Source organism: Thauera terpenica 58Eu (genome assembly GCF_000443165.1).
Taxonomy (GTDB): Bacteria; Pseudomonadota; Gammaproteobacteria; order Burkholderiales; family Rhodocyclaceae; genus Thauera; species Thauera terpenica.
In genome coordinates, this window is the sequence record NZ_ATJV01000067.1 from 1 (window position 1) to 20,805 (window position 20,805).

The 20,805-nt window shown below is 65.1% G+C and carries 18 protein-coding genes; 6 read left to right on the forward strand and 12 right to left on the reverse strand.

Annotated features, from left to right (window positions below; all coding sequences use genetic code 11):
* The 3 genes from M622_RS0120405 to M622_RS33135 form a co-directional block, all read right to left on the reverse strand.
* The coding region (locus M622_RS0120405) for an NAD(P)/FAD-dependent oxidoreductase (RefSeq protein WP_245543080.1) at positions 1-446 on the reverse strand (446 nt) is incomplete at its 3' end.
* Between the two features lie 74 nt (positions 447-520).
* Positions 521-1,375: an SDR family NAD(P)-dependent oxidoreductase gene (locus tag M622_RS33130; RefSeq protein ID WP_021249976.1), complete on the reverse strand. Its 855-nt coding sequence runs from the start codon at positions 1,373-1,375 to the stop codon at positions 521-523.
* A 182-nt stretch (positions 1,376-1,557) separates the two neighbouring features.
* The gene (locus M622_RS33135; protein ID WP_021249977.1) at positions 1,558-2,322 is read right to left on the reverse strand and encodes an SDR family oxidoreductase; all 765 of its coding nucleotides are present in this window, start codon (positions 2,320-2,322) and stop codon (positions 1,558-1,560) included.
* A 154-nt stretch (positions 2,323-2,476) separates the two neighbouring features.
* Here M622_RS33135 and M622_RS33140 point away from each other — a divergent pair, with 154 nt between their 5' ends.
* Positions 2,477-3,364 (forward strand): cache domain-containing protein, encoded by an 888-nt coding sequence (locus M622_RS33140; RefSeq protein WP_021249978.1) that lies wholly within the window; start codon positions 2,477-2,479, stop codon positions 3,362-3,364.
* Positions 3,365-3,421: 57 nt separating this feature from the next.
* Here the strand turns inward: M622_RS33140 and M622_RS33145 are convergent, their stop codons facing one another.
* The 8 genes from M622_RS33145 to M622_RS33180 all read right to left on the reverse strand — a co-directional run bounded on the left by M622_RS33145 (position 3,422) and on the right by M622_RS33180 (position 11,304).
* On the reverse strand, positions 3,422-4,561 hold the full coding sequence (locus M622_RS33145) for a helix-turn-helix transcriptional regulator (RefSeq protein ID WP_031347122.1): 1,140 nt from the start codon (positions 4,559-4,561) through the stop codon (positions 3,422-3,424).
* 52 nt (positions 4,562-4,613) lie between these two features.
* Positions 4,614-5,549 (reverse strand): electron transfer flavoprotein subunit alpha/FixB family protein, encoded by a 936-nt coding sequence (locus M622_RS33150; protein WP_031347123.1) that lies wholly within the window; start codon positions 5,547-5,549, stop codon positions 4,614-4,616.
* An 8-nt stretch (positions 5,550-5,557) separates the two neighbouring features.
* Positions 5,558-6,307 (reverse strand): electron transfer flavoprotein subunit beta/FixA family protein, encoded by a 750-nt coding sequence (locus M622_RS33155; RefSeq protein WP_021249981.1) that lies wholly within the window; start codon positions 6,305-6,307, stop codon positions 5,558-5,560.
* Positions 6,308-6,345: 38 nt separating this feature from the next.
* Positions 6,346-6,798: a MaoC/PaaZ C-terminal domain-containing protein gene (locus M622_RS33160; protein WP_021249982.1), complete on the reverse strand. Its 453-nt coding sequence runs from the start codon at positions 6,796-6,798 to the stop codon at positions 6,346-6,348.
* Positions 6,795-7,874, reverse strand: a complete 1,080-nt coding sequence (locus tag M622_RS33165; RefSeq protein ID WP_040831003.1) for an alkene reductase — start codon at positions 7,872-7,874, stop codon at positions 6,795-6,797. The genes M622_RS33160 and M622_RS33165 overlap by 4 nt, the downstream gene beginning before the upstream one ends.
* A gap of 11 nt (positions 7,875-7,885) precedes the next feature.
* Complete coding sequence (locus M622_RS33170) at positions 7,886-8,653, reverse strand: SDR family NAD(P)-dependent oxidoreductase (protein WP_021249984.1); 768 nt, start codon at positions 8,651-8,653, stop codon at positions 7,886-7,888.
* Between the two features lie 354 nt (positions 8,654-9,007).
* Positions 9,008-10,051 carry a ferredoxin--NADP reductase gene (locus M622_RS33175; RefSeq protein WP_021249985.1) on the reverse strand — a complete coding sequence of 348 codons (1,044 nt, stop codon included), beginning with the start codon at positions 10,049-10,051 and terminating at the stop codon, positions 9,008-9,010.
* A 29-nt stretch (positions 10,052-10,080) separates the two neighbouring features.
* Positions 10,081-11,304 (reverse strand): acyl-CoA dehydrogenase family protein, encoded by a 1,224-nt coding sequence (locus tag M622_RS33180; RefSeq protein WP_031347126.1) that lies wholly within the window; start codon positions 11,302-11,304, stop codon positions 10,081-10,083.
* 328 nt (positions 11,305-11,632) lie between these two features.
* Between M622_RS33180 and M622_RS33185 the strand changes: the two genes are divergently transcribed.
* Positions 11,633-12,616, forward strand: coding sequence for a WD40/YVTN/BNR-like repeat-containing protein (locus M622_RS33185; protein WP_031347129.1), 984 nt, complete (start codon positions 11,633-11,635; stop codon positions 12,614-12,616).
* On the forward strand, positions 12,616-14,979 hold the full coding sequence (locus M622_RS33190; RefSeq protein WP_021249988.1) for an efflux RND transporter permease subunit: 2,364 nt from the start codon (positions 12,616-12,618) through the stop codon (positions 14,977-14,979). The genes M622_RS33185 and M622_RS33190 overlap by 1 nt, the downstream gene beginning before the upstream one ends.
* A gap of 128 nt (positions 14,980-15,107) precedes the next feature.
* On the opposite strand, the gene M622_RS33195 is transcribed toward M622_RS33190, so the two are convergent.
* Positions 15,108-15,842 (reverse strand): TetR/AcrR family transcriptional regulator, encoded by a 735-nt coding sequence (locus M622_RS33195; protein ID WP_052028726.1) that lies wholly within the window; start codon positions 15,840-15,842, stop codon positions 15,108-15,110.
* 332 nt (positions 15,843-16,174) lie between these two features.
* Here M622_RS33195 and M622_RS33200 point away from each other — a divergent pair, with 332 nt between their 5' ends.
* The 3 genes from M622_RS33200 to M622_RS33210 all read left to right on the forward strand — a co-directional run bounded on the left by M622_RS33200 (position 16,175) and on the right by M622_RS33210 (position 20,801).
* On the forward strand, positions 16,175-17,383 hold the full coding sequence (locus M622_RS33200; protein ID WP_021249990.1) for an acetyl-CoA C-acetyltransferase: 1,209 nt from the start codon (positions 16,175-16,177) through the stop codon (positions 17,381-17,383).
* Positions 17,384-17,416: 33 nt separating this feature from the next.
* Positions 17,417-19,600 carry an FAD-dependent oxidoreductase gene (locus tag M622_RS33205; RefSeq protein WP_021249991.1) on the forward strand — a complete coding sequence of 728 codons (2,184 nt, stop codon included), beginning with the start codon at positions 17,417-17,419 and terminating at the stop codon, positions 19,598-19,600.
* 82 nt (positions 19,601-19,682) lie between these two features.
* Entirely contained in the window at positions 19,683-20,801 is a 1,119-nt protein-coding gene (locus M622_RS33210) for an acyl-CoA dehydrogenase family protein (protein ID WP_021249992.1), read from the forward strand.
* Positions 20,802-20,805 lie beyond the last annotated feature (4 nt).

Below are 20,805 nucleotides of genomic sequence, written 5' to 3' on the forward strand. Positions count from 1 at the left end.
TCGTCATACAGCAGCTCGGCGCCGGCAAAGCCCGGATAGACCTCCACGCCCAGCGCCTCGGCCTGCTCGCCCAGCCACTTCACCACATTGCCCAGGCGCACGATGTAACTGCCGTGGTTCTCCAGGCAATCCGGCAGCAAGCTGTTGGGCGTCTTGCGTGCGCCGCTCTCGGTCAGGAACAGCACCCTGTCCTCGGTCACCGCGGTCTTGAGCGGTGCGCCCTTTTCCTTCCAGTCCGGGATCAGCTCGGTCAGCGCCTGCGGGTCCATCACCGCGCCCGACAGGATGTGGGCGCCGATCTCGGCCGCCTTCTCGATCAGACAGACCGACAGTTCCTGCCCCTTGGCTTCGGCCAGTTGCTTGAGCTTGATCGCCGCCGCCAGCCCACCCGGGCCGCCGCCGACGATCAGCACGTCGAATTCCATTGATTCGCGTTCGTTGCTCATGAGAAGTGATGCTCCAATGTTCGAATAGGGATTCGCTCAGGCCCTGAGGACGTACTCGGACCGTGGGGATGCGCTCAGACGCGCGCACCCGCAGGCTCACGCCAGTCAGGGACGATGCCGTGCTCGAGCGCGAAGGGCTGAGCCTGGATGGTACGACGCTGAAACGCCACCGCTTCCGGCGCCGTCGCCAGCCAGCACAGCACCGCAGCAGGCACCTCGGGCGGCGCAACGCCGCCGCGCATGGCGATGACGCCCTTGTCGCCAATGGTTGCGCGCAGCGCCTCGGTGGTCACCACACCCGGATTGATGGTGTAGGCACGGATGCCCTGCTCACCGAATTCTGCCGCGAGGATGCCCGACAGTCGCGACACCGCCGCCTTACCCGCGCCATAGGCGTAACCCCAGCCACCCTTGCCTGCCGCCACCGGCGGATCGCTCTCGCCAGCGCCCGAGCTGACGTTGATCACCGTGCCACCGCCCTGTGCCAGCATCGCCGGCAACAGGCTCTGGGTCAGCACCACTGGCGCCATCACATAGCCCTGGAAGACGCGCTCCAAGGTATCCAGACCCAGCGACATGAAGGGCAGATTGAGGTCCTTACCCTGGTAGATGGCGTTATTGACCAGCACATCGACGCGCCCGAAACGCTCCAGCACCGCCGCCGCGGCCGCCCGCACCGACTGCTCGTCGAGCAGATCCATGCGCACCGCGAAGGCCTCGCGTCCGAGCGCGCGCACCGCCTGCGCGGTGGCGGCCAGACTGCCTGCCAGCGCACGACCGTCGGCATGGGTGAGCGCATGGGCGTGGGTTTCGCCCTCTTCGAGCGTGCGCGCACTGATTGCGACATCGAATCCGGCGCGGGCAAAGGCCAGCGCCGTCTCGCGCCCGATTCCCCGGCTGGCGCCGGTAATGAAAGCCACCTTGTTCATCGCATTCCTCTGGGAGCAAAACCTGCCTGCAGTCTAAAACCCGCCTGCGCGCTGTCATCGTCAGTTCGGACGATCGTGAAGCTTCGCCGCAGCGCGCGCGCAAGCGCACTTCGGCACAAAAAAGCCGGCTTCTCAGGGCCGGCCATGCAACAAACCTGTCGTCGGCGTAGACCGCCGCGGACTCAGAAGCGATCAGTGCGGGTCATCGCGTCCATGCCACCATCGACGAATATCACCGTGCCGTGCACGAAGCTCGCCTGCTCGGACTGCAGGAAGAGCACGACGTTGGCAATCTCGTGCGGCGTGCTGCTACGCCCCACGGGGGCGACGAACTTGCGTGTGGCCTCTCCGTAGCGCGGGTCATCCAGCGACGCCTGGAACAAGGGCGTCTCCACCGCACCGGGCGCCACGACGTTGATGCGCAAACCACGCGGCCCGAACTGGAGCGCCTTGCGGCGGGCAAACACAGCAACGGCGTACTTGGAGCTGCCATAGGCCGCCTGCCCCACGCCGACCTCATTGGCGCGCGCCAGCGCACCCGCCTCGTCACCGGCCAGCATCGCATCCACCATGGCCTTGTCCTGACCCGGGTGCACCGATGCCACCGAGCCAATGAGGGTGACCGCGGACTTGCTGCCTTGCGCCAGCGCCGCCTCCAGGCCCTCGACCAGTTCGGTCATGCCAAAATAATTCACCGCTACAACCACGCTGCACGAAGGCGCGGTGGGACCGAGACCGGCGCAGCACACGAGACCGTCGAGCGTACCGCCGCAAGCTTGCAGCGCGCCATCGACTGCCGCCTTGCGACCTGCGGCAGTCGACAGATCGGCAACGATATCTGCGTTCTGGCGGTCAATGCCGATGACGCGATGGCCTGCCTGCTTGAGCTGCTCGCAAACGGCGGCGCCAATACCCGAGGCTGAGCCGGTGACAACGGTAACGGACATGAAGAACTCCCTGAATGCCCGAGACGGGCAGAACAATGATGCGCTAGTATCAAGACAGCCTCCCTCGCCCCGCATCGTCCGGGCGGACTAACATCATTCGTGGCCACTCGCCCTAAAATCGGGCGCAGGCTCCTGTTTATAAGGATCGTGTGCAATGACACCGTTCAAACCCCTCGTTGTCGCCGTCTTGATGAGCGTCAGCACACTGAGCACCCCGCTTCACGCCGCCGACACCTCCACCGCCACCGCCACCGCGTCTGCAAGCAGCGAAGCTGCGCGCACGCAGGCGCTGCTCGATCGCGCCGAAGCCCATTTGCGCGAACAGGGCGACCCGGCCCTGGCCAGCCTGAGCCGGGCGGGGGAGTTCCAGGACGGCGAGCTCTACGTCTATGTCATCGATACCGCGGGCAACTTCCTCGCCAGCGCAGGCACTTCGAGTTCGCTCATCGGCCGCAACGTACGCGAGCTCACCGACTCCGATGGACGTCACTTCATCCGCGATATTCTTGAAGGCGCCAACACGAAATCGAGCGGCCGCGTCGATTACCGCTGGTTCAACCCGATGCGCGGCAAGAGCGAACCCAAGATCGCGAGCTATCGCCGCGTGGGCGATCGCATCCTGGTGGTGGGTTACTACACGCCGGAAGCGAGCTTCGAGCTGGCGAAATCCATGCTCTGGCGTGCCGTCCATGAGCTCAAGACACACGGCGAAGACGCGTTCGAGCGCTTCAACAACCTGGACGGCGGATTCATCCAGGACGACCTTTACGTGTTCGTGGTCGGCCTTGATGACGAGACAGTGTACGCACACGGCGGCAGCCAACGCCTGGTAGGGCGCAAGGCGGGAGATTTTGTCGATGCCAGCGGCAAGCCTTTCATCCGCGACATGATCGCGCTCGCCAAGAACAAGGGCGAAGGCGACATCTTTTACTCCTGGCGCAACCCGATCAGCCTGAAGGTGGAGAACAAGCACGCCTATGTCGTGCGCGTGGGCAAATATCTGATCGGCGCGGGGGCGTATACGGGCCAGCAGGCGCGCTGAGCGGCACACAAGCGGGGCCGGGCGCTGGCACAAGCCCAAGCCCGGCGATGAATCCGATCAGTTGCTGCGGCTGAGCGCGGCGACGCTGTTCAGCATGATGCGCACGAGCTCGGTCTGACGTCTGACCCCGGTCTTGGAGAAGATCGAGCGCAGGTGCGCGCGCGCGGTGTTACGGCGAATATTGAGTACCTCAGCCGCCTCTTCGAGCGATAGCCCGTTCGCCAGCTCCATCGCCAGCGCGGTCTCTGCGGGCGTGAGATTGAAGAGCTGCTTCGCCGCCGAGATGGTGGCAAGCGACTTGCCCGTCGCATCACGAATATAGACCACCGCCGCAGGTTGCCCCTTGCCCTCTGCCCACTCATGCGAGGGCACAGGCTCGACCACCACGCCCAGACTGACCTGCCCGGACGGGCGCGACACCGAGATCGCCGAGGCCACCGTCAAGGGCGCACCGGAATGGCGCGGAAACGCACTGCGGATCAACAGCTGCAGCTCGCGATTGTCGCTCGGATAGGAGGCCTCGAGCCGCCCGCCCACCAGCTTCAGCCCATCATTGGCCGCCAGCAGATCGCGGGCGATCAGATTCTGCTCGATCACCTTGCCGCTTTCGTCAAGCACCACCGTCCCGACCGAAAGTCGACCCATGGCGCGAGAATAAAGCGCACCCAGCGCCTCACTGCGATCGAACAGATTATGCAGATGCAGCGCGCGGCGCAGATGCGGCAACAAGCCCTCGCAACGCGCGCGATCGAGCGCGTTGAATTTCGGCGCGGTCTCGCTGCGCGTGAGACGAAAACGCAGCTTGCCCGCACCGGCGGTCAGGATGTCCGCGCCCATGACGTGAAAGACATCGACCGGCGCACACCAGTGCAGGTAGTAGGGCATGCGCCGCCATTCGGCCTCCGTCATCAGGTCATCGACGGTAAACACCGTATCCGGCAGCTGGTTGACGAAGGGCGTGGCGGTGTGACCGTAAGGCAGGTAGGTGACGCGATCGCCCCCCTCCAGCCCGACGGCAATCATCATGCCCAGATTGCTCTCGTCCGGGCTGCGCAGGATCAGGGTGACGAAATTGGCCTGGAACAGGTCGCGGAACATTTCCAGAGCCTCAGCCCAGCGGCTACTGTCGAGTGCCGCATCGTAGAGCGCCGACACGATACGGTCGTACTCTTCCAGCTCCATTTCAATCTTGCTCAATCCAGCCCCCTTCAGTTTCAGCTCAGCGGGCCCTGCGACCCGCCCTGGCAACTTACAGGCTTGAGGTCAGAGCCGGCACCGCTTCGAACAGGTCGGCAACGAGACCATAATCCGCCACCTGGAAAATGGGCGCATCCGGATCCTTGTTGATCGCAACGATCACTTTCGAGTCCTTCATGCCCGCCAGATGCTGAATCGCACCGGAAATTCCGACCGCAACATACAGCCCCGGAGCCACGATCTTACCCGTCTGGCCGACCTGATAGTCATTCGGGACAAAGCCCGCATCGACTGCAGCACGCGAAGCACCCAGCGCCGCCCCAAGCGCATCGGCAAGCGGCTCCAGCACGGCGTGATAGTTCTCCCCGCTGCCCAGGCCACGTCCACCCGATACGACGATGGCGGCGGCGCCGAGTTCCGGACGCTCGGACTTGCTCAGCTCGCGCCCGATCACCCGCGACAGCGCCAGGTCCGGCCCCGCGGCGAGCTCTTCCAGCGCGGCGCTGCCACCCTCGGCCACAGCGTCGAAAGCGGTGGTGCGCACCGTCAACACATCCAGAGCCTGCTCCGACTCGATGTTGACCATCACGTTGCCGGCGTAGATCGGGCGCTCATAGCGCCCCGGCGCGGTGATCGCCACCACGTCGGAAACCGCGGCCACGTCGAGCAGCGCCGCCACGCGCGGGGCGATATTCTTGCCAAAACTCGATGCACCAAAAAGCACCGCACGGTAGCCGCCGGTGCTGGCCACCTGCTGCACCAGCGCCGCCAGGTTTTCGGCGAGCGGCTCGGCATAGTGCGCCGCCTCCACCTTGAGGACGCGCGTCACCCCTGCAAGCGTCTGTGCCTGCGCCACGGCGGCCTCGCACCCATGCCCTGCAAGCAGCACGTCGATCTCGCCCTCGAAGCGCGTCGCAGCCATTACGGCATTGAGCGTTGCCGTCGCCAGACGGCTGTTGTCGTGTTCTGCAATGACCAGTGTCTTCATCATTCGCCTCAGATCACCTTCGCTTCGTTACGAAGCTTGTTCACCAACTCGGCCACATCGGCCACCTTCACCCCACCCTTGCGTGCTGCCGGCTCGGCGTGGCGTACGTGACGCAGGCGCGGCGTGATGTCGACGCCCAGCTCGGCGGCGGCCAGCACCTCCAGCGGCTTCTTCTTCGCCTTCATGATGTTGGGCAGGGTGGCATAACGCGGCTCATTGAGCCGCAGGTCGGCCGTCACCAGCGCCGGCATCTTCAGCTCGATCGTCTCCAGCCCGCCGTCGATCTCGCGCGTCACCCTCACCACCGCGCCGTCGATCACGACCTTGGAGGCAAAGGTGGCCTGCGGCCAGCCCATCAGCGCCGCCAGCATCTGGCCGGTCTGGTTGGCGTCGTCGTCGATCGCCTGCTTGCCGCAGATCACCATCTGCGGCTGCTCGCGCTCGGCCACGGCCTGCAGCAGCTTGGCCACTGCCAGCGGCTGCAGCTCGGCGTCGGTCTCGACCAGAATGGCACGATCCGCCCCCATCGCCAGCGCGTTACGCAGGGTCTCCTGGGACGCGCTGATGCCGCAGCTCACCGCGACCACTTCCGTTGCCGTGCCTGCTTCGCGCAGACGCACGGCCTCTTCGACCGCAATTTCGTCAAAGGGATTGATCGACATCTTCACGCCGGCCAACTCAACACCGCTCTGGTCGGACTTGACCCTGACCTTCACGTTGTAGTCGACGACCCGCTTTATCGGGACAAGAATCTTCAAGACACTCTCCTTGCAAACAGTTCTGAGGACGGCACCCGTCAGGCGGGCGCCGGTTCGCGGCGCAACATCACCACGTTGTTGTCGAAACTCACGAGCACTTCAGCGCGCTGATTGAAGAGCTCGAAACGGGATATCAGCACCCCACGTTCCGGGCGACTGCCAGCCTGGCGCTCGATGTGGGTGATCCGTACGCGCAGCTCGTCACCCACCACGCCGGGCTGACGAAAACGCAGCTTGTCCCAGCCACGCCCGGCAATCGTCGAGGTTTCCTCGCTCTTGACGGTGTGACTGAGACGGATGGTGATCGACAGCAGATGCACGCCGGCGGCAAACAACTGACCGATCGGCGAACGCGCCGCAGCCGCCTCATCCACATGCGGCGGAAACGGATCCCACTCGGAGGCGAAACCCTTGATGTTGTCCGCGGTGAGCAGATAGCTCTGCACTGACTCACGCGGCACGTCGAGGGCAACATCTTCCCAATAGATCACGCGCTCACTCCCTGTGCCGCCGGATAGTCGGTATAACCCTCTGCCCCGGCGGTGTACAGCGTCTTGCGACTGAAGCGGGCAAGCTCGACGCCCTCACGCAGGCGAGCGACGAGGTCCGGATTGCCGATGTAATGGCGGGCGAAGGACACCGCCTCGCCCACGCCACCGGCAATCGCGGCCTCGGCGGAGTCACCGTCAAAGCCATCGTTGAGGATGAGACCAGCGCCGAAACCGCTGCGCGCGAGCGCAAAGGCGTCAATCTCGGGATCCGCCGAGCGCATCACATGGGCATACGCCAGACCGAGGCCGGCCGCGCGTCGCACCAGTTCGGTATGTGTGGCCGCCGAATCCGCATCGCTGATGTCGTTGTAGGTGTTGCCCGGATTGAAGCGAAAGCCCACTCGTCCCGGGCCGATCGCCTCCGCCATTGCCTGCAGGCACTCGGCCGCAAAGCGGACGCGGTTGTCGACGCTGCCGCCGTACTCGTCGGTGCGCACGTTGGTGCCCGAACACATGAACTGCATGGGCAGATAGCCGCTGGTGCAGTGCAGCTCCACGCCGTCAAAGCCCGCAGCACGCGCATTGAGTGCCGCCTGACGGTGCTCGGCCACCACGCCACGCACCTCTTCAGTGCTCAGCGCACGCGGCGCGTCGTAGGGCTGCATGCCCGCAGCGTCGGTAAACAGCTCGCCATTGGCACGAATCGCCGAGGACGACACGGTTTGCGCCGCCTCGCCCTTCACATGGTGGCTGCCGATACGCCCGGCATGCATGATCTGCAGCACGATGCAGCCACCGCGTGCATGCACCGCGTCGGTGACCGCGCGCCAACCCGCGATCTGTGCCGCCGTGGCGATGCCGGGCTGACGGCAGTAAGCCTGTCCGTCACGGCTGGGCCAGGCACCTTCGGCGACGATCAGCCCGCAATCGGCGCGCTGCGCGTAGTACTCCACCATCGTCGCGCCCGGCACACCCTCGGCATCAGCGCGGTTGCGTGTCATCGGCGCCATCACGACGCGGTTGGCGAGTTCGAGCTCGCCGAACTTCACCGCGCTCAGCAAGTGCGGCAGCTTCACGCTGGCGCCACTCACAGCGCGGTCACCAGCACCGCCGAGCGGCCACCGTCAACCGGCAGACTCGCGCCGGTGATGTAGGACGCCTCATCACTGGCGAGGAACAGGATGGCATTGGCGAGCTCCTCGGGCTGACCGACACGACCCATCGGGATCAGCTTTTCGGTGTTCTTGCGCGAAGCCTCGTCAGACAGCATGCCGGCAGTGGCCGGGGTCTCGACGACCGCCGGAATGACCACGTTGACACGGATGCCGTGCGCTGCGCCTTCTGCGGCAGCAGCGCGCGAGAAGTTGTCGATCGCCGCCTTGGCCGCCGAGTAGCCGGACATCCACGGCGTGCCGAGCGAGCCGCAGATCGAGGACACATTCACGATCGCGCCACCCTTGGCCTTCATCAGCCGCATTGCCGTACGCACACCCCAGAAGGTGCCGTCCACCGAGGTCTTGAAGTTGGCATGCCAGTCGGCGGTGCTCATGTCCTCGATGCCGCCCCAGGTGTAGGCCATGGCGTTGTTGACCAGGATATCCAGACCACCATGGCGCTGAGCCGCAGCCTCGAGCGCGGCGGTGAAGCCGGCCTCGTCGCTCACATCCGCCACCACCGCCTCGGCCTTGCCACCGGCAGCGGTCACCGCAGCAACCACCTCATCGAGCGGCTCACGCCGACGGCCACAGATGACCACGGTCGCGCCTTCCTGCGCAAAACGCATCACCGTCGCCGCGCCGATGCCGCTGCCACCACCTGTAACGAATGCCACCTTGCCTTGCAAACGAGCTGCCATGAAATCTCTCCTCGAACATGAGCGCGGGATCATTCCCAACGCAGGTTTTAGATCGCAAAGTTTTGCGCGAGCACGGCTTGATTCAAGCGCAGCCATCAAGCGTTTTGCACGTAGCGAGGGTATGAGAAGGCTCGCCCCACGCCATCGTCCGATGGGACTAACGTTCAGGGGGGGAGTGTGAATCGGCAGGGACAGTCCGCGCAGACGCAAAAAAACCGAACGGAGCGGGCCCGCGTGGGCCAGCTCCATTCGGTTTTTTCAGCCATCCAACAAGGATCTGCACCTCACGCAGCCTGCTGCACGACATTCATGCGTGCGCAAGCTGCGGCGGCGCGAGCGCCCCCAACAACTCAATCAGCTGGGGAAACGCACCTTCACGTGCTCGGTCGTCGGCAAGGCCTGACAGCTCAGCGTCCAGCGCTTGGCCAGGTCCTTGGCATCGAGCACTTCGTTGTGGCGCAGATGGACCTCGCCTTCGACCACCTGACACATGCAGGACGCGCACATCCCGGCCTGACAGGAATGCGGCGCATTGATGCCGGCCTTGAGCGCGGCATCGAGCAAGGTCTCGTCACCGCCCACGCTCAACACGTGGACTTCGCCGTCGAGCTCCATTTCCACCGTAGCGCGCTCTATGCTGACGGTGGGCGCGGGCGCTGCGGCGTTGATCGCCGCCACATCCTCTTCGTCGGGCAATGACACGAAGCGCTCGACATGAACGCGCTCGCTGTCCATTCCTGCGTGATCGAGCGCCGCCACCATGGCATCCATGAACGGGCCTGGCCCACAGATGAAAGCCTGGGCGGCCAGAGAGGGGCGCGCAAACTCGGCCAGCTGCACCACCGACGGCACACCCTGCACCGAATCGAGCCAGTGCGTGACCTGCAGCCGGGCCGGATAGGTGGCTGCGAGCGCATTGAGTTCGTCACGGAAAATCACCGAGCGCTCATCGCGATTCGCGTAGAACAAGCGGATTCGCCCCTGGCCGTGAGCCAGGGCCGAGCGCAGGATGGAAAACACCGGCGTGATGCCGCTGCCCCCTGCGCACAGTAAAAAGTCTCCCTGCAGCGAGGCGGGCGTAAACACCCCCGCCGGCGCCAGCACCTCCAGCGTGGCACCGGGGCGCACCTGATCGCACACCCAGTTCGAGCCACGCCCACCCGCCACGCGCTTGACGGTGACACGCAGCGTGCCATCGAGCGTGGGCGCGCTCGACATCGAATAGCAGCGCGGCAGATGACGACCCAGCACTGGCAAACGCAGGGTCAGGAACTGGCCGGGACGATACTTGAACGTTGCGGCCAACTCCGGCGGCAGCTCGAAGACGACCGACTTTGCATCGTGCGTCTCCTCGATGACCGCCTGGACCTTCAGCGAGTGATAGCGCTGGCTTGTCATGTAGCGAAGTCTCCCTTCGGTTGAGGCGCTCAGATGTAAGGGTCGCCGTTGGGCAGGCCCAGCATCACCGCGCCATGCGCACGCGCATAGGCATCGGTATTGTTGGCAATGTGGCCGCGCGCCTGGTGAATGTCGCGGAATGCACGCTCGATCGGGTTGGTCTTGTAAGTCCCCGAGGCGGCACACGCGCGCATCAATTCGCTCACTGCGGTCGCGCACAGCTTGGGCACCTGTGATGCCTGCGCACGCTGCATCAGCCGCTCCTCCACCGGCATCTGCTCACCCGTCTTTGCGCACTCGACGATGCGTGCGTAGTTGCGGAACAGCACCAGCTTGAGTTGGTCGGTGGTCATCATGGACTCGGACACCGCCTGCTGCGCATTGACGTCCTCGGCCGTCTTCGCACCGTGCTTGCCGACGTGGGCAGCGGCACGCTCGCGGAAGCTGGCGATCGCGCCATCCAGGGCGCCGATGCACGCCGATGACACCGCGCGCTGGAAGACCTGGGTGAAGGGGATCCGGTAGGTCCAGCCCGGGTTCGTCACCCGACCGGGGCAACCCGCGTCGCTGTGATCATTGGTGCGGTGGGTACGATGCGCCGGCACGAAGCAGCCATCGACGACGATGTCGTGGCTACCGGTGGCGCGCAGACCGAGCACGTCCCAGTTGTGCTCGATGCGGAAATCCGCCTTCGGCAGCAGGAAGGTCGTGTGCTCCAGCGCGCCGGAACCGTCCTTCTTCGGCAGCAGCCCACCAAGGAGAATCCAGTCGCAGTGCTCCACCCCACTCGAGAAACCCCAGCGCCCGGAGAAGCGGTAGCCGCCCTCGACCGCTTCGGCCTTGCCGGTAGGCATGTAGGTCGAGGCAATCAACACCGAAGTGTCGTTCGCCCACACGTCCTGTTGCGCCTGCTCCGGGAACAGCGGCAGCTGCCAATTGTGAACACCGATCACGCCGTAGATCCAGGCCGTGGACATGCAGCCCTCGGCCAGCGCCATCTGCACGCGGTAAAACACCCGCGGATCAAGCTCGTAACCGCCGAAACGCTTGGGCTGCAAGACGCGAAACAGGCCCGCCTCGTTCATTTCCCTGACGGTCTCGACCGGCACCTTCCCTGCGGCCTCTGCGGCACGCGCACGCTCGGCCAGCCGGGGTGCCATTGCCTTCGCCCGCGCCACCAGATCAACAGCTTCCGGTGTCATGTAGTCTTCGGCCTGCATGCCGAGAATCTGATCCTTTCCAACTGCGCCCATGTTCGTATCCTCCGCGATCGCCAGAATAGGCGTTTTCAGGTGCGACATCTGTTTTGATGGACGAAATATTCCACACGCACCCAAGGGACTCATCGTCTGAACGGACTAGCGTAAATGGCTGAGTCTAAAGGACTCTCTGACACTCACGAGCGCTGCTCCCTATAGGTGGGCGGCACCACCCCGTGCACTCGACCGGGACGGCACGCACTCATCACCTCGGCGACAGCCGTAACCCTTTTGGACGATGCTCCCACCGGCCACGCGCCAATAATGCACACACCAAGCCATCCCGCGTGGACGGCATCGAGAACAACACAGGAGACGTTCCATGCGCGTGCCCGTCGGCATGGCCATGGCATTAATTGTCATAGCTGCCAGCATTTATTCTTTTTCCCCCAGGCATGTGCTGCCACTGCAGGACTCTTCCATTCCTGTAGACCGCATGCAGCTCACCACCATAGAACGCAGCAAGGCGGGCCTGATCGTCGCCGGCGAACTCGGCTCGATTCTGGTGTCTGCCGATGAGGGCAGGACCTGGAAAGCCGCCACGCTCTCCAACGCGCGCCAGGCGCTGATCACGCGCATCATCTTTGTCGACGACCAGCTCGGCCTGGCACTCGGCCATGAAGGCTGGATCCTGCGCACCGAAGACGGCGGCCTGAACTGGACGGAAACCAACTTCAGTGAATCCAACGGCGAACCCCTGATGTCAGCAGCCCGCCTGCCATCAGGCGACTGGCTTGCTCTCGGCGCCTTCGGTCAGGTGCTGCGCTCAACCGACAACGCAAAAAGCTGGCAGGCCGACAGCCTCCCCGGCCTCACCGACTGGCACCTGAACGACATCTCCTCCTCGGCCGATGGCCAGCACTGGCTGATCGTCGGTGAGGCTGGCACCGCGCTGCGCTCGGCGGACGGCGGACAGAACTGGGAAACCATCGAGCCCTTTTACAACGGCTCGCTGTACGGCGCCGTCAGCCTCGGCGCCGGGCACTGGGTCACCTATGGCATGCGCGGTCACGTATTCACCAGCGCGGACGACGGCCTCTCCTGGCAGGAAACCAAGGTCCCCGCCCCCATCTCCCTGTATGGCCATGCCGTACTCGCCAATGGCGAACTACTCCTCGTCGGCCAGGGCGGCATCGTGCTGTCGAGCACGGACGGCGGCCGGACCCTGGCCATCGTGCAGCGTGAAGGCCGCGCAAGCCTGACCGACATCGTCATCGGCAGTGACGGGCGCTGGATCCTTTCAAGCGACGGCGGCCTGCAGATCCGAGCCCCCGCCAACCCGACCAAGACCGACGGAGCCGTTTGATGACCGCAGCCCACACCATCACCCGGACGGACGCTATCGTTGCCGTCCTCGCACGCATGCTCATCAAGTGGCGCAAGCCGCTCGGTCTGTTCTTCATGCTGCTCACCCTCGGCCTCGGTTACTCGGCGCTCGACACCCGCCTTGACCCCGGCTTCAACAAGCTGATTCCGCTCAAGCACAAGTACATGGCGGCCTTCCTCGAGCACTCCAGCACCTTTTCGGGCGCGAACCGCGTGCTCGTCAGCGTGCAATGGAAGGGTGAAGGCGACATCTACAACGCTGAATTCCTGCCCGTGCTGCGCAGGGTCAACGACGAGGTGTTCTTCACCCCCGGCGTCAACCGTGCCAGCGTGCGCTCGATCTTCACTCCCAACGTGCGCTTCATCGAAGTCACCGAGCAAGGCTTCAACGGTGACGTGGTCATTCCCGCCAAATTCGAGACCAACGAGGCCGGTCTCAACCTGGTACGCGCCAACGTCGCCAAGTCGGGCGTGGTCGGGCGCCTGGTCGCAAACGATCTGAAATCCGCACTGGTCCAGGCCGATCTGCTCGAGATCAACCCCGAAACCGGCGAGAAGCTCGACTACGCTGGAGTGGCGAAAAAGCTCGAAGCGATCCGCGCCGAGTTTGCCAACGAGCACATCGACATCCAGATCGTCGGCTTCGCCAAGGTCATGGGTGACGTGATGGAGGGCTTGTTTACGGTGGTGATGTTCTTCCTCGTCGCCTTCGTCATCACCTCCTTGCTGCTGTGGCTGTATTCGCGCTCGTTCAAGCTCACCGTGCTCGCCATCGCCGTGGCACTGCTGCCGGTGATCTGGCTGCTGGGCATCCTGCCGTTGATCGGCTATGGCATCGACCCGATGTCGGTGCTGGTGCCCTTCCTCATCTTCTCGATCGGGGTCTCGCATGCGGTGCAGATGACCAACGCCTGGAAGCAGGATGTGCTCGCCGGTGAGACCGCCATGGAAGCCGCCGAAGGGGCGTTCCGCAAGCTCGCCATCCCCGGCATCATGGCCTTGCTCGCCAACGCCTTCGGCTTCATGGTGATCATGCTCATCGACATCCCGATCGTGCATGAACTCGGCCTCACCGCCTGCCTTGGCGTGGCGCTGATGATCATGACCAACAAGATGTTCATGCCCATCATCCTGTCCCACCTGCGCCTCGAGAAGATGGCCCTCAACCAGGCGGCGGACACCAGGGAAAAGCACCGCACCTGGTGGACGATCTCAGCGCTTGCCGAACCCAAGCCTGCGCTCGTGACCTTCGCCGTCATGCTGGTGTTGCTGGGCGCTGCGACCTACTTCTCGCGCCAGTTGCAGACCGGCGACATCGGCAGCGGCGTGCCCGAGCTGCACGCTGACTCGCGCTACAACAAGGACAACGACAAGATCATCAGCAATTACTCGATCGGCATGGATGTGCTGTCGGTGTATGCCGAGACCTCGAACCTTGAGGAAGCCTGCCTGAACTGGCCGGTGATGAATGCGGTGGAGCGCTTCGACCTGCGCATGCGCGGCGTCGATGGCGTGCAGTCAGTGAGCACCGTGGCCGGCATGGCCAAGCTCTACGCAGCAGGCAATAACGAGGCCAATCCGCGCTGGGCAGCCCTGCAGCGTACGGAAGCCGCCCTGCGCACCGGCGGCCGCGCCGCCAACCCCGAAAACGGCCTCAACTCGCACGGCTGCAAGACCATCCACATCGCCATCTACCTGACCGATCACCAGGGTCCGACCCTGAAGCACGTGGTCGACGAGGTGCAACGCTTCATCGACGAAGACAAGACGCCGAACGTCGTCTTCCGCCTCGCGGGGGGCAATGCAGGCGTCGCCGCCGCCACCAATGAGGCGGTGGAAAAGGCCGAAGTGCAGATGCTGGCGTCGATCTTCGCGTCGATCTCGCTGCTGTGCTGGGTGACCTTCCGCTCCTGGCGTGCGGTGGTGTGCGTGATCATCCCGCTCATGCTGGTGACGATCATGTGCAACGCGTTGATGGCCTTGCTGGGCATCGGTCTCAAGGTGGCCACCCTGCCGGTGATCGCGCTGGGCGTGGGCGTGGGCGTCGACTACGGCATCTATATCTATGAGCGCATGCAGCACGACATGGCCGAGCACGGCTATGGACTGCGCCAGGCCTTCTACGAAGCCATGCGCCAGCGCGGCACGGCCGCAGTATTCACCGCCGTGACGATGGGGATCGGCGTTGGCACCTGGGCCTTCTCCGCGCTCAAGTTCCAGGCCGACATGGGCGTCTTGCTGGCCTTCATGTTCCTGGTGAACGTGCTGGGTGCGATCTTCCTGCTGCCCGCGCTGGCTTGCTGGCTGGGAGTCGGTCGCGAAAACGCCCCCGCCCGGACCTGAGCAAGCGCTTGATGCATGAGCGCGGCCCACGGTCGCGCTGACCGGAACAAGGGCGCCAAACACGTTTGGCGCCCTTGTTCCGTCTGTCCCACGGAGCTGACCCGATTGGGCAGAGTCTTTGCACAACCTCAGTCTGACGTGTCGTCCGCTGGTCGAGGATCCGTCATCGCACGTGCGATGCGCACCAGCATGGGCACCAGCGCGGGTGAATCGATCAGCTCCGGGCGCTCTTCGACCAGCGTCGCCAGCATGATGCGCATGCCACGCACCAGCATGAAGGCCGCGAGCTCGGTGTCCTTTTCGCCCACCACCTCGACATGTTGTTGCAGCAGACGCTCCATGTTCGCCACCAGCTGCTCGGAGGTACGTTCTCCGCGCCCCAGCCCTTGCGCACGCCCGAACTGCATGTGGCGCGCATAGCGTCGGTAGAAGTCCTTGCCCAGCGCCAGCAGGCGCGTCTCGGTATCCACTGTGCGCCGGAACAAGGCCTGCAGCAGCTCGTCCAGTGACTGCCGGTGCAGGCGAAAAAGCTCGGGCGAGGCGGCTACCGACTCCTCGTCCATGATGCGCTTGCTGATCTCGACCAGAATCGCTTCCTTGTTGGGGAAGTACTGATACACCGCGCCCACCGAAACCCCGGCGCGCGCGGCGACGTTGCGCGTACTCACCGCATCCACACCTTGGGTGCGCAGGATCTCGCCTGCGGCCTCGATGATGGCTTCGACCGTGAAGCGCGCACGCGCCTGCATGGGCACGGCGCGCGTCGCCGCGGGGTGCTCGCGCCGCACCACCGCAGACTTGCGCCGTCGTGTTGCACTGCGCCCAGCACGGGACGTGTCAGCGTCATCAGGGTGTTCGCTCATGATGCCTCCCAGAAACGCGCCCAGCCCACACACAGGGACACAGGCTCGCTGCAACCAGAACCCACACTGTTCCGGACGCCGCTGAAGTCGCCCTGAGCGCGCGCTTGTTCAGTTTGTTTAATCGAATAAAATATCAGCATATTCAACATCTTGCCGATCTTAACCTGAAGCTGTTCGGTTTACTCCTCATATTTTCATGGGCACTTCGTCCTTGCCCTAGGATTGATCTGGTCAAGCTGCCTGTCGCGCCGCGAGCGCGGTCCGCGGACTGCATGAGACAAAGCCCCGGCAGGCGCGCTCTTCCTGAACTTCGAATACAGCAAAGGACATTCATGACGGACGTCTACATCTATGACCACGTGCGCAGCCCGCGCGGCAAGGGCCGTGCCGACGGAGCACTGAGTGAAGTCACCCCTGTGCAACTGGCCGCGCAGATGCTGCAAGCGGTGCGCGAGCGCAACCAGCTCGACAGCAGCCTGATCGAGGACGTGCTGCTCGGCTGCGTGGTGCCGGTCGGCGAACAGGGTGGCAACATCGCCCGTGTCGCCGCGCTGGTCGCCGGCTTCGACCACGAAGTACCCGGCGTACAGCTCAATCGCTACTGCGGCTCAGGCCTGGAAGCGGTGAACTTCGCCGCCGCCAAGGTGGGCTCGGGCCAGATCGACATGGCGATCGGCGGCGGTGTGGAGAGCATGTCGCGCGTGCCCATGGGCAGCGACGGCGGCGCCATGGCGCTCGACCCGCAGGTCGCCTTCAAGATGTACTTCACCATGCAGGGCGTGAGCGCCGACCTGCTCGCCACCCTGCACGGCTTCAGCCGCGAACAATGCGACGCCTACGCGGTGGAAAGCCAGCGCCGCGCTGCACAAGCGTGGGCGAATGGCTGGTTCGCGCGCTCGGTGGTGGCGGTCAAGGACGTGCTCGGCCTGCCGCTGCTGAGCCAGGACGAGGCCATCCGCCCCGGCACCACGCTGGAGTCGCTCACCGCCCTCAAACCCGCCTTCCTCGACATGGGCACGCAATACGGCTTTGACGGCGTGGCGCTGCTGAAATACCCGCAGCTCGAGGCCATCGAACACATGCACCACGCCGGCAACAGCTCGGGCATCGTCGATGGCGCCGCCGCCGTGCTGGTGGGCAATGCCGAAGCCGGCGTGCGTGCCGGGCTCAAGCCGCGCGCCCGCATCCGCTCTGTAGCCACCGTCGGCTCCGAGCCCACGCTGATGCTCGACGCCCCCAGCTTCGCCGCGCAGAAGGCGCTCAAGAAAGCCGGCATGAACGCCGCCGACATCGGCCTGTGGGAACTCAACGAGGCCTTCTCCTCGGTGGTGTTGTGCCTGATGGAGCGCCTGGACGTGCCGCACGAGCGCATCAACGTCAATGGCGGTGCCATCGCCATGGGCCATCCGCTGGGCGCCACCGGCGCCATGATCCTCGGCACCCTGCTCGACGAGATGGAACGCCGTCAGGTCGGCACCGGCCTGGTCACGCTGTGCGAAGCCGCCGGCATGGGCACCGCCACCATCATCGAGCTCGTCTGAGCGCCACCGGAACACACCAAGGAATCGATAGTCATGACTGAAGTCATTCACATCTCGGTGGACGCTGAGGGCATCGCCACCCTGCTCTTCGATCGCAGCGACAGCGCGATGAACACCATGGACATGAAGTTCATGGACGAGATGGGAGCGGCAGTCGAGCGCCTCGCCACCGACGACGCCATCAAGGGCGCCATCTTCACCTCGGGCAAGCCGGTGTTCGCCGCCGGCGCCGACCTCAAGCAGATGGAAGCCACGCTCGATCAGGCCGACGAATTGCCGCTGGCCGAGCGCCTGGCGCGCAACGCCTCACTGTCCAAGCTGCTGCGGCGCATGGAGACCTGCGGCAAGCCGGTGGCCTGCGCCATCAACGGCACGGCGCTGGGCGGCGGCACCGAGATCGCCCTCGCCTGCCACTACCGCGTGGTGTCGGACGCGAAAGGCATCCAGCTCGGCCTGCCCGAAGTGCAGGTCGGCCTGCTGCCGGGCGGCGGTGGCACCCAGCGCGTGCCGCGTCTGATCGGCATCCAGGCCGCGATGGCGGTGGTGCTGGAAGGCCAGGCGCTGTCGCCAGAAAAGGCGCTGAAGATGGGGCTGATCCACAAGATCGTGCCTGCCGACCAGCTGTTGAGCGAGGCACGGCGCTGGCTCGTCGAGGAAGGCGACGCGGTGCAGCCCTGGGACAAGAAAGGCTACAAGGTCCCCGGCGGCGCCGGCCCGTCCTCACCCGCGGTCGCGCAGATGCTGGTGGTCAGCAACGCCATGCTGCAGGCGAAGACTTTCCACAACCTGCCCGCACCCAAGGCCATCCTGTCCTGCCTGTACGAAGGTCCGCAGCTGCCGATGGACAAGGCGCTGGCGGTGGAATCGAAATATTTCACCCAGCTCCAGCTCGACCCGGTGTCACGCAACATGATCCGCACCCTCTTCATCAACAAGGGCAAGGCGGACAAGCTCATGCATCGCCCCGAGGGCGTGCCGAAAACGAGCTTCCGCAAGATCGGCGTCATTGGTGCGGGCCTGATGGGCGCGGGCATCGCCTACCACTGCGCCAGGCTGGGCATCGAAACCGTGCTCATCGACCGCGACCAGGCCGCCGCCGACAAAGGCAAGGCCTATGCCAGCAAGCGGCTGGAGCGGGACATCAGCAAGGGCCGCAGCACCCAGGACAAGGCCGACGCCATCCTCGCCCGCATCCACCCCGGCACCGACTACGCCGCGCTGGCCGATGTCGAGCTGGTGGTGGAAGCGGTATTCGAGGACCGCGCGCTCAAGGCCGAGATCACACGCAAGCTCGACGCCGTGCTCGCGCCGAACGCGGTGATCGCCTCCAACACCTCGGCGCTGCCGATCAGCGAACTGGCCGAAGCCGGTGCCCACCCGGAGAACTTCATCGGCATGCACTTCTTCTCGCCGGTCGAGCGCATGCCGCTGGTCGAGATCGTGCGCGGGCGCAAGACTTCGCCGGCGACTTTGGCGCGCGCGCTCGATCTGGCGCAGGCGATGAAGAAGACCCCGATCGTGGTCAATGACGGCCCCGGCTTCTTCACCAGCCGTTTCATCGGTGCCTACATCAACGAAAGTCTGGCCATGGTCACCGAGGGCATCAATCCCGCCCTGATCGAGAACGCCGCGAAGATGGCCGGCATCCCGATCGGCCCGCTCACCGTCTCCGACGAAATCGGTCTGGACACCGCCTACCACGCCAGCCAGCAGCGCAAGAAGGATGAAGGTGCGGCCTTCAAACCCACGCCCACTTTCCTGCTGGTGGAAAAGCTCGCCGGCGAACTGGGTCGTCACGGACGCAAGAACGGCAAGGGCTTCTTCGACTACGCCGCCGACGGCAGCAAGACGCTGTGGCCTGGCCTGGCCGAACTGTTCCCGCCGCTGGCCGAGCAGCCCAACGTCGATGAAATCAAGACACGCATGCTCTACGCTCAGCTCGTGGACGCCGCCAAAGCCATGGCCGAGGGCGTGCTGATCGATCCGGCTGACGGCGATGTCGGCTCCATCCTCGGTGTGGGCTTCCCGGCCTATCTGGGCGGACCGTTCTCGATGATGGACACGATAGGCCTCGGCGCGGTCGTTGCCGAATGCGAGCGCCTGGCTGCGTGCTACGGCACGCACTACGCCGCACCGCAACTGCTGCGCGACATGGCGGCACAAGGCCAGACCTTCTACGGCGCAAATCGCGTCACCCCGCCGGCGGCGGCGCGCTGAGCGCCAATCCCGCCGCCACCCAAGGCAATGCCGACGCTGTTCCCGACACCATGGACAGCGCCGGCGCACCAGGGAGCACCGCATGAACTTCGACTTTTCCGACGATCAGCGCCTGCTGCAGGATGCGGTGCGCACCATGCTGGCCGAGACCAGCACCTCGCAGGCGGTACGCGAAGTGCTGGAAGGCCGGGCGACGCATTCCGACGCCGCATGGCGCAACCTCATCGACATGGGCGCCGCCGCGGCGGCGATTCCCGAGCAATACGGCGGCAGCGGCCTGGGCTATCTCGCGCTCTGTCTGGTGGCCGAAGAAGCCGGCCGCCACCTCGCCGCGGTGCCGCTGGCGTCGAGCTTTTACCTCGCCGCCGAAGCCATCCTGCGCGCCGGCAGCGCAGCGCAGAAACAGCACTGGCTACCGCAGATCGCGACTGGCAAGCTCGTCGCCACCGCGGCGCTGGGCAGCCGCGAGCGCTATCGCAAGGCCGCAACTGCCCCGCTGCGCTTCGATGGCGAGACCCTCAGCGGCAGCAGCCCGGCGCTGAGCGATGGCGGCATCGCCGGTCTGGCCGTGCTGCGGGTCAAAGCGGGGGCGGAGGATGGGCTCAGCGACACGCTGGTGCTGGTCGATCTCAGCGCCACCGGCGTCAGCCGCAAGGCCCTGCCCAGCCTGGACCCCACCCGCCCGCTGGCCGAGATCCACTTCGACCACACACCTGCCGAAGCGCTCACCTGCGCCGATGCCAGCACTGTCGCCACCCGCGTGCTCGATGGCGCGGCGGTGCTGATCGCCTTCGAGCAGGTGGGCGGTGCAGCCCGCATACTCGAGATCACGCGCGATTACAGCCTGGAGCGCAAGGCCTTCGGCCGCCAGATCGGCAGCTTCCAGGCTCTCAAGCACAAGATGGCCGACATCTATACCACCATCGAGCTCGCCCGCGTGCACGCCTATTACGGCGCCTGGGCGCTGGCCTCCGACGCGCCCGAACTGCCCCGGGCGGCAGCGGCCGCGCGCGTCTCCGCCACCCGCGCCTTCGTGGTCGCCGCCGAGGAAGGCATAGAGCTGCACGGCGGCATCGGCTTCACCTGGGAGATGGACTGCCACCTCTTCTATCGCCGTGCGCGCCAGCTCGGGCAATGCATAGGCAGCGAACACGCCTGGCGTGCGCAGCTCGCAGACGAACTCATCAAGGAGGCCGCGTAAGCGG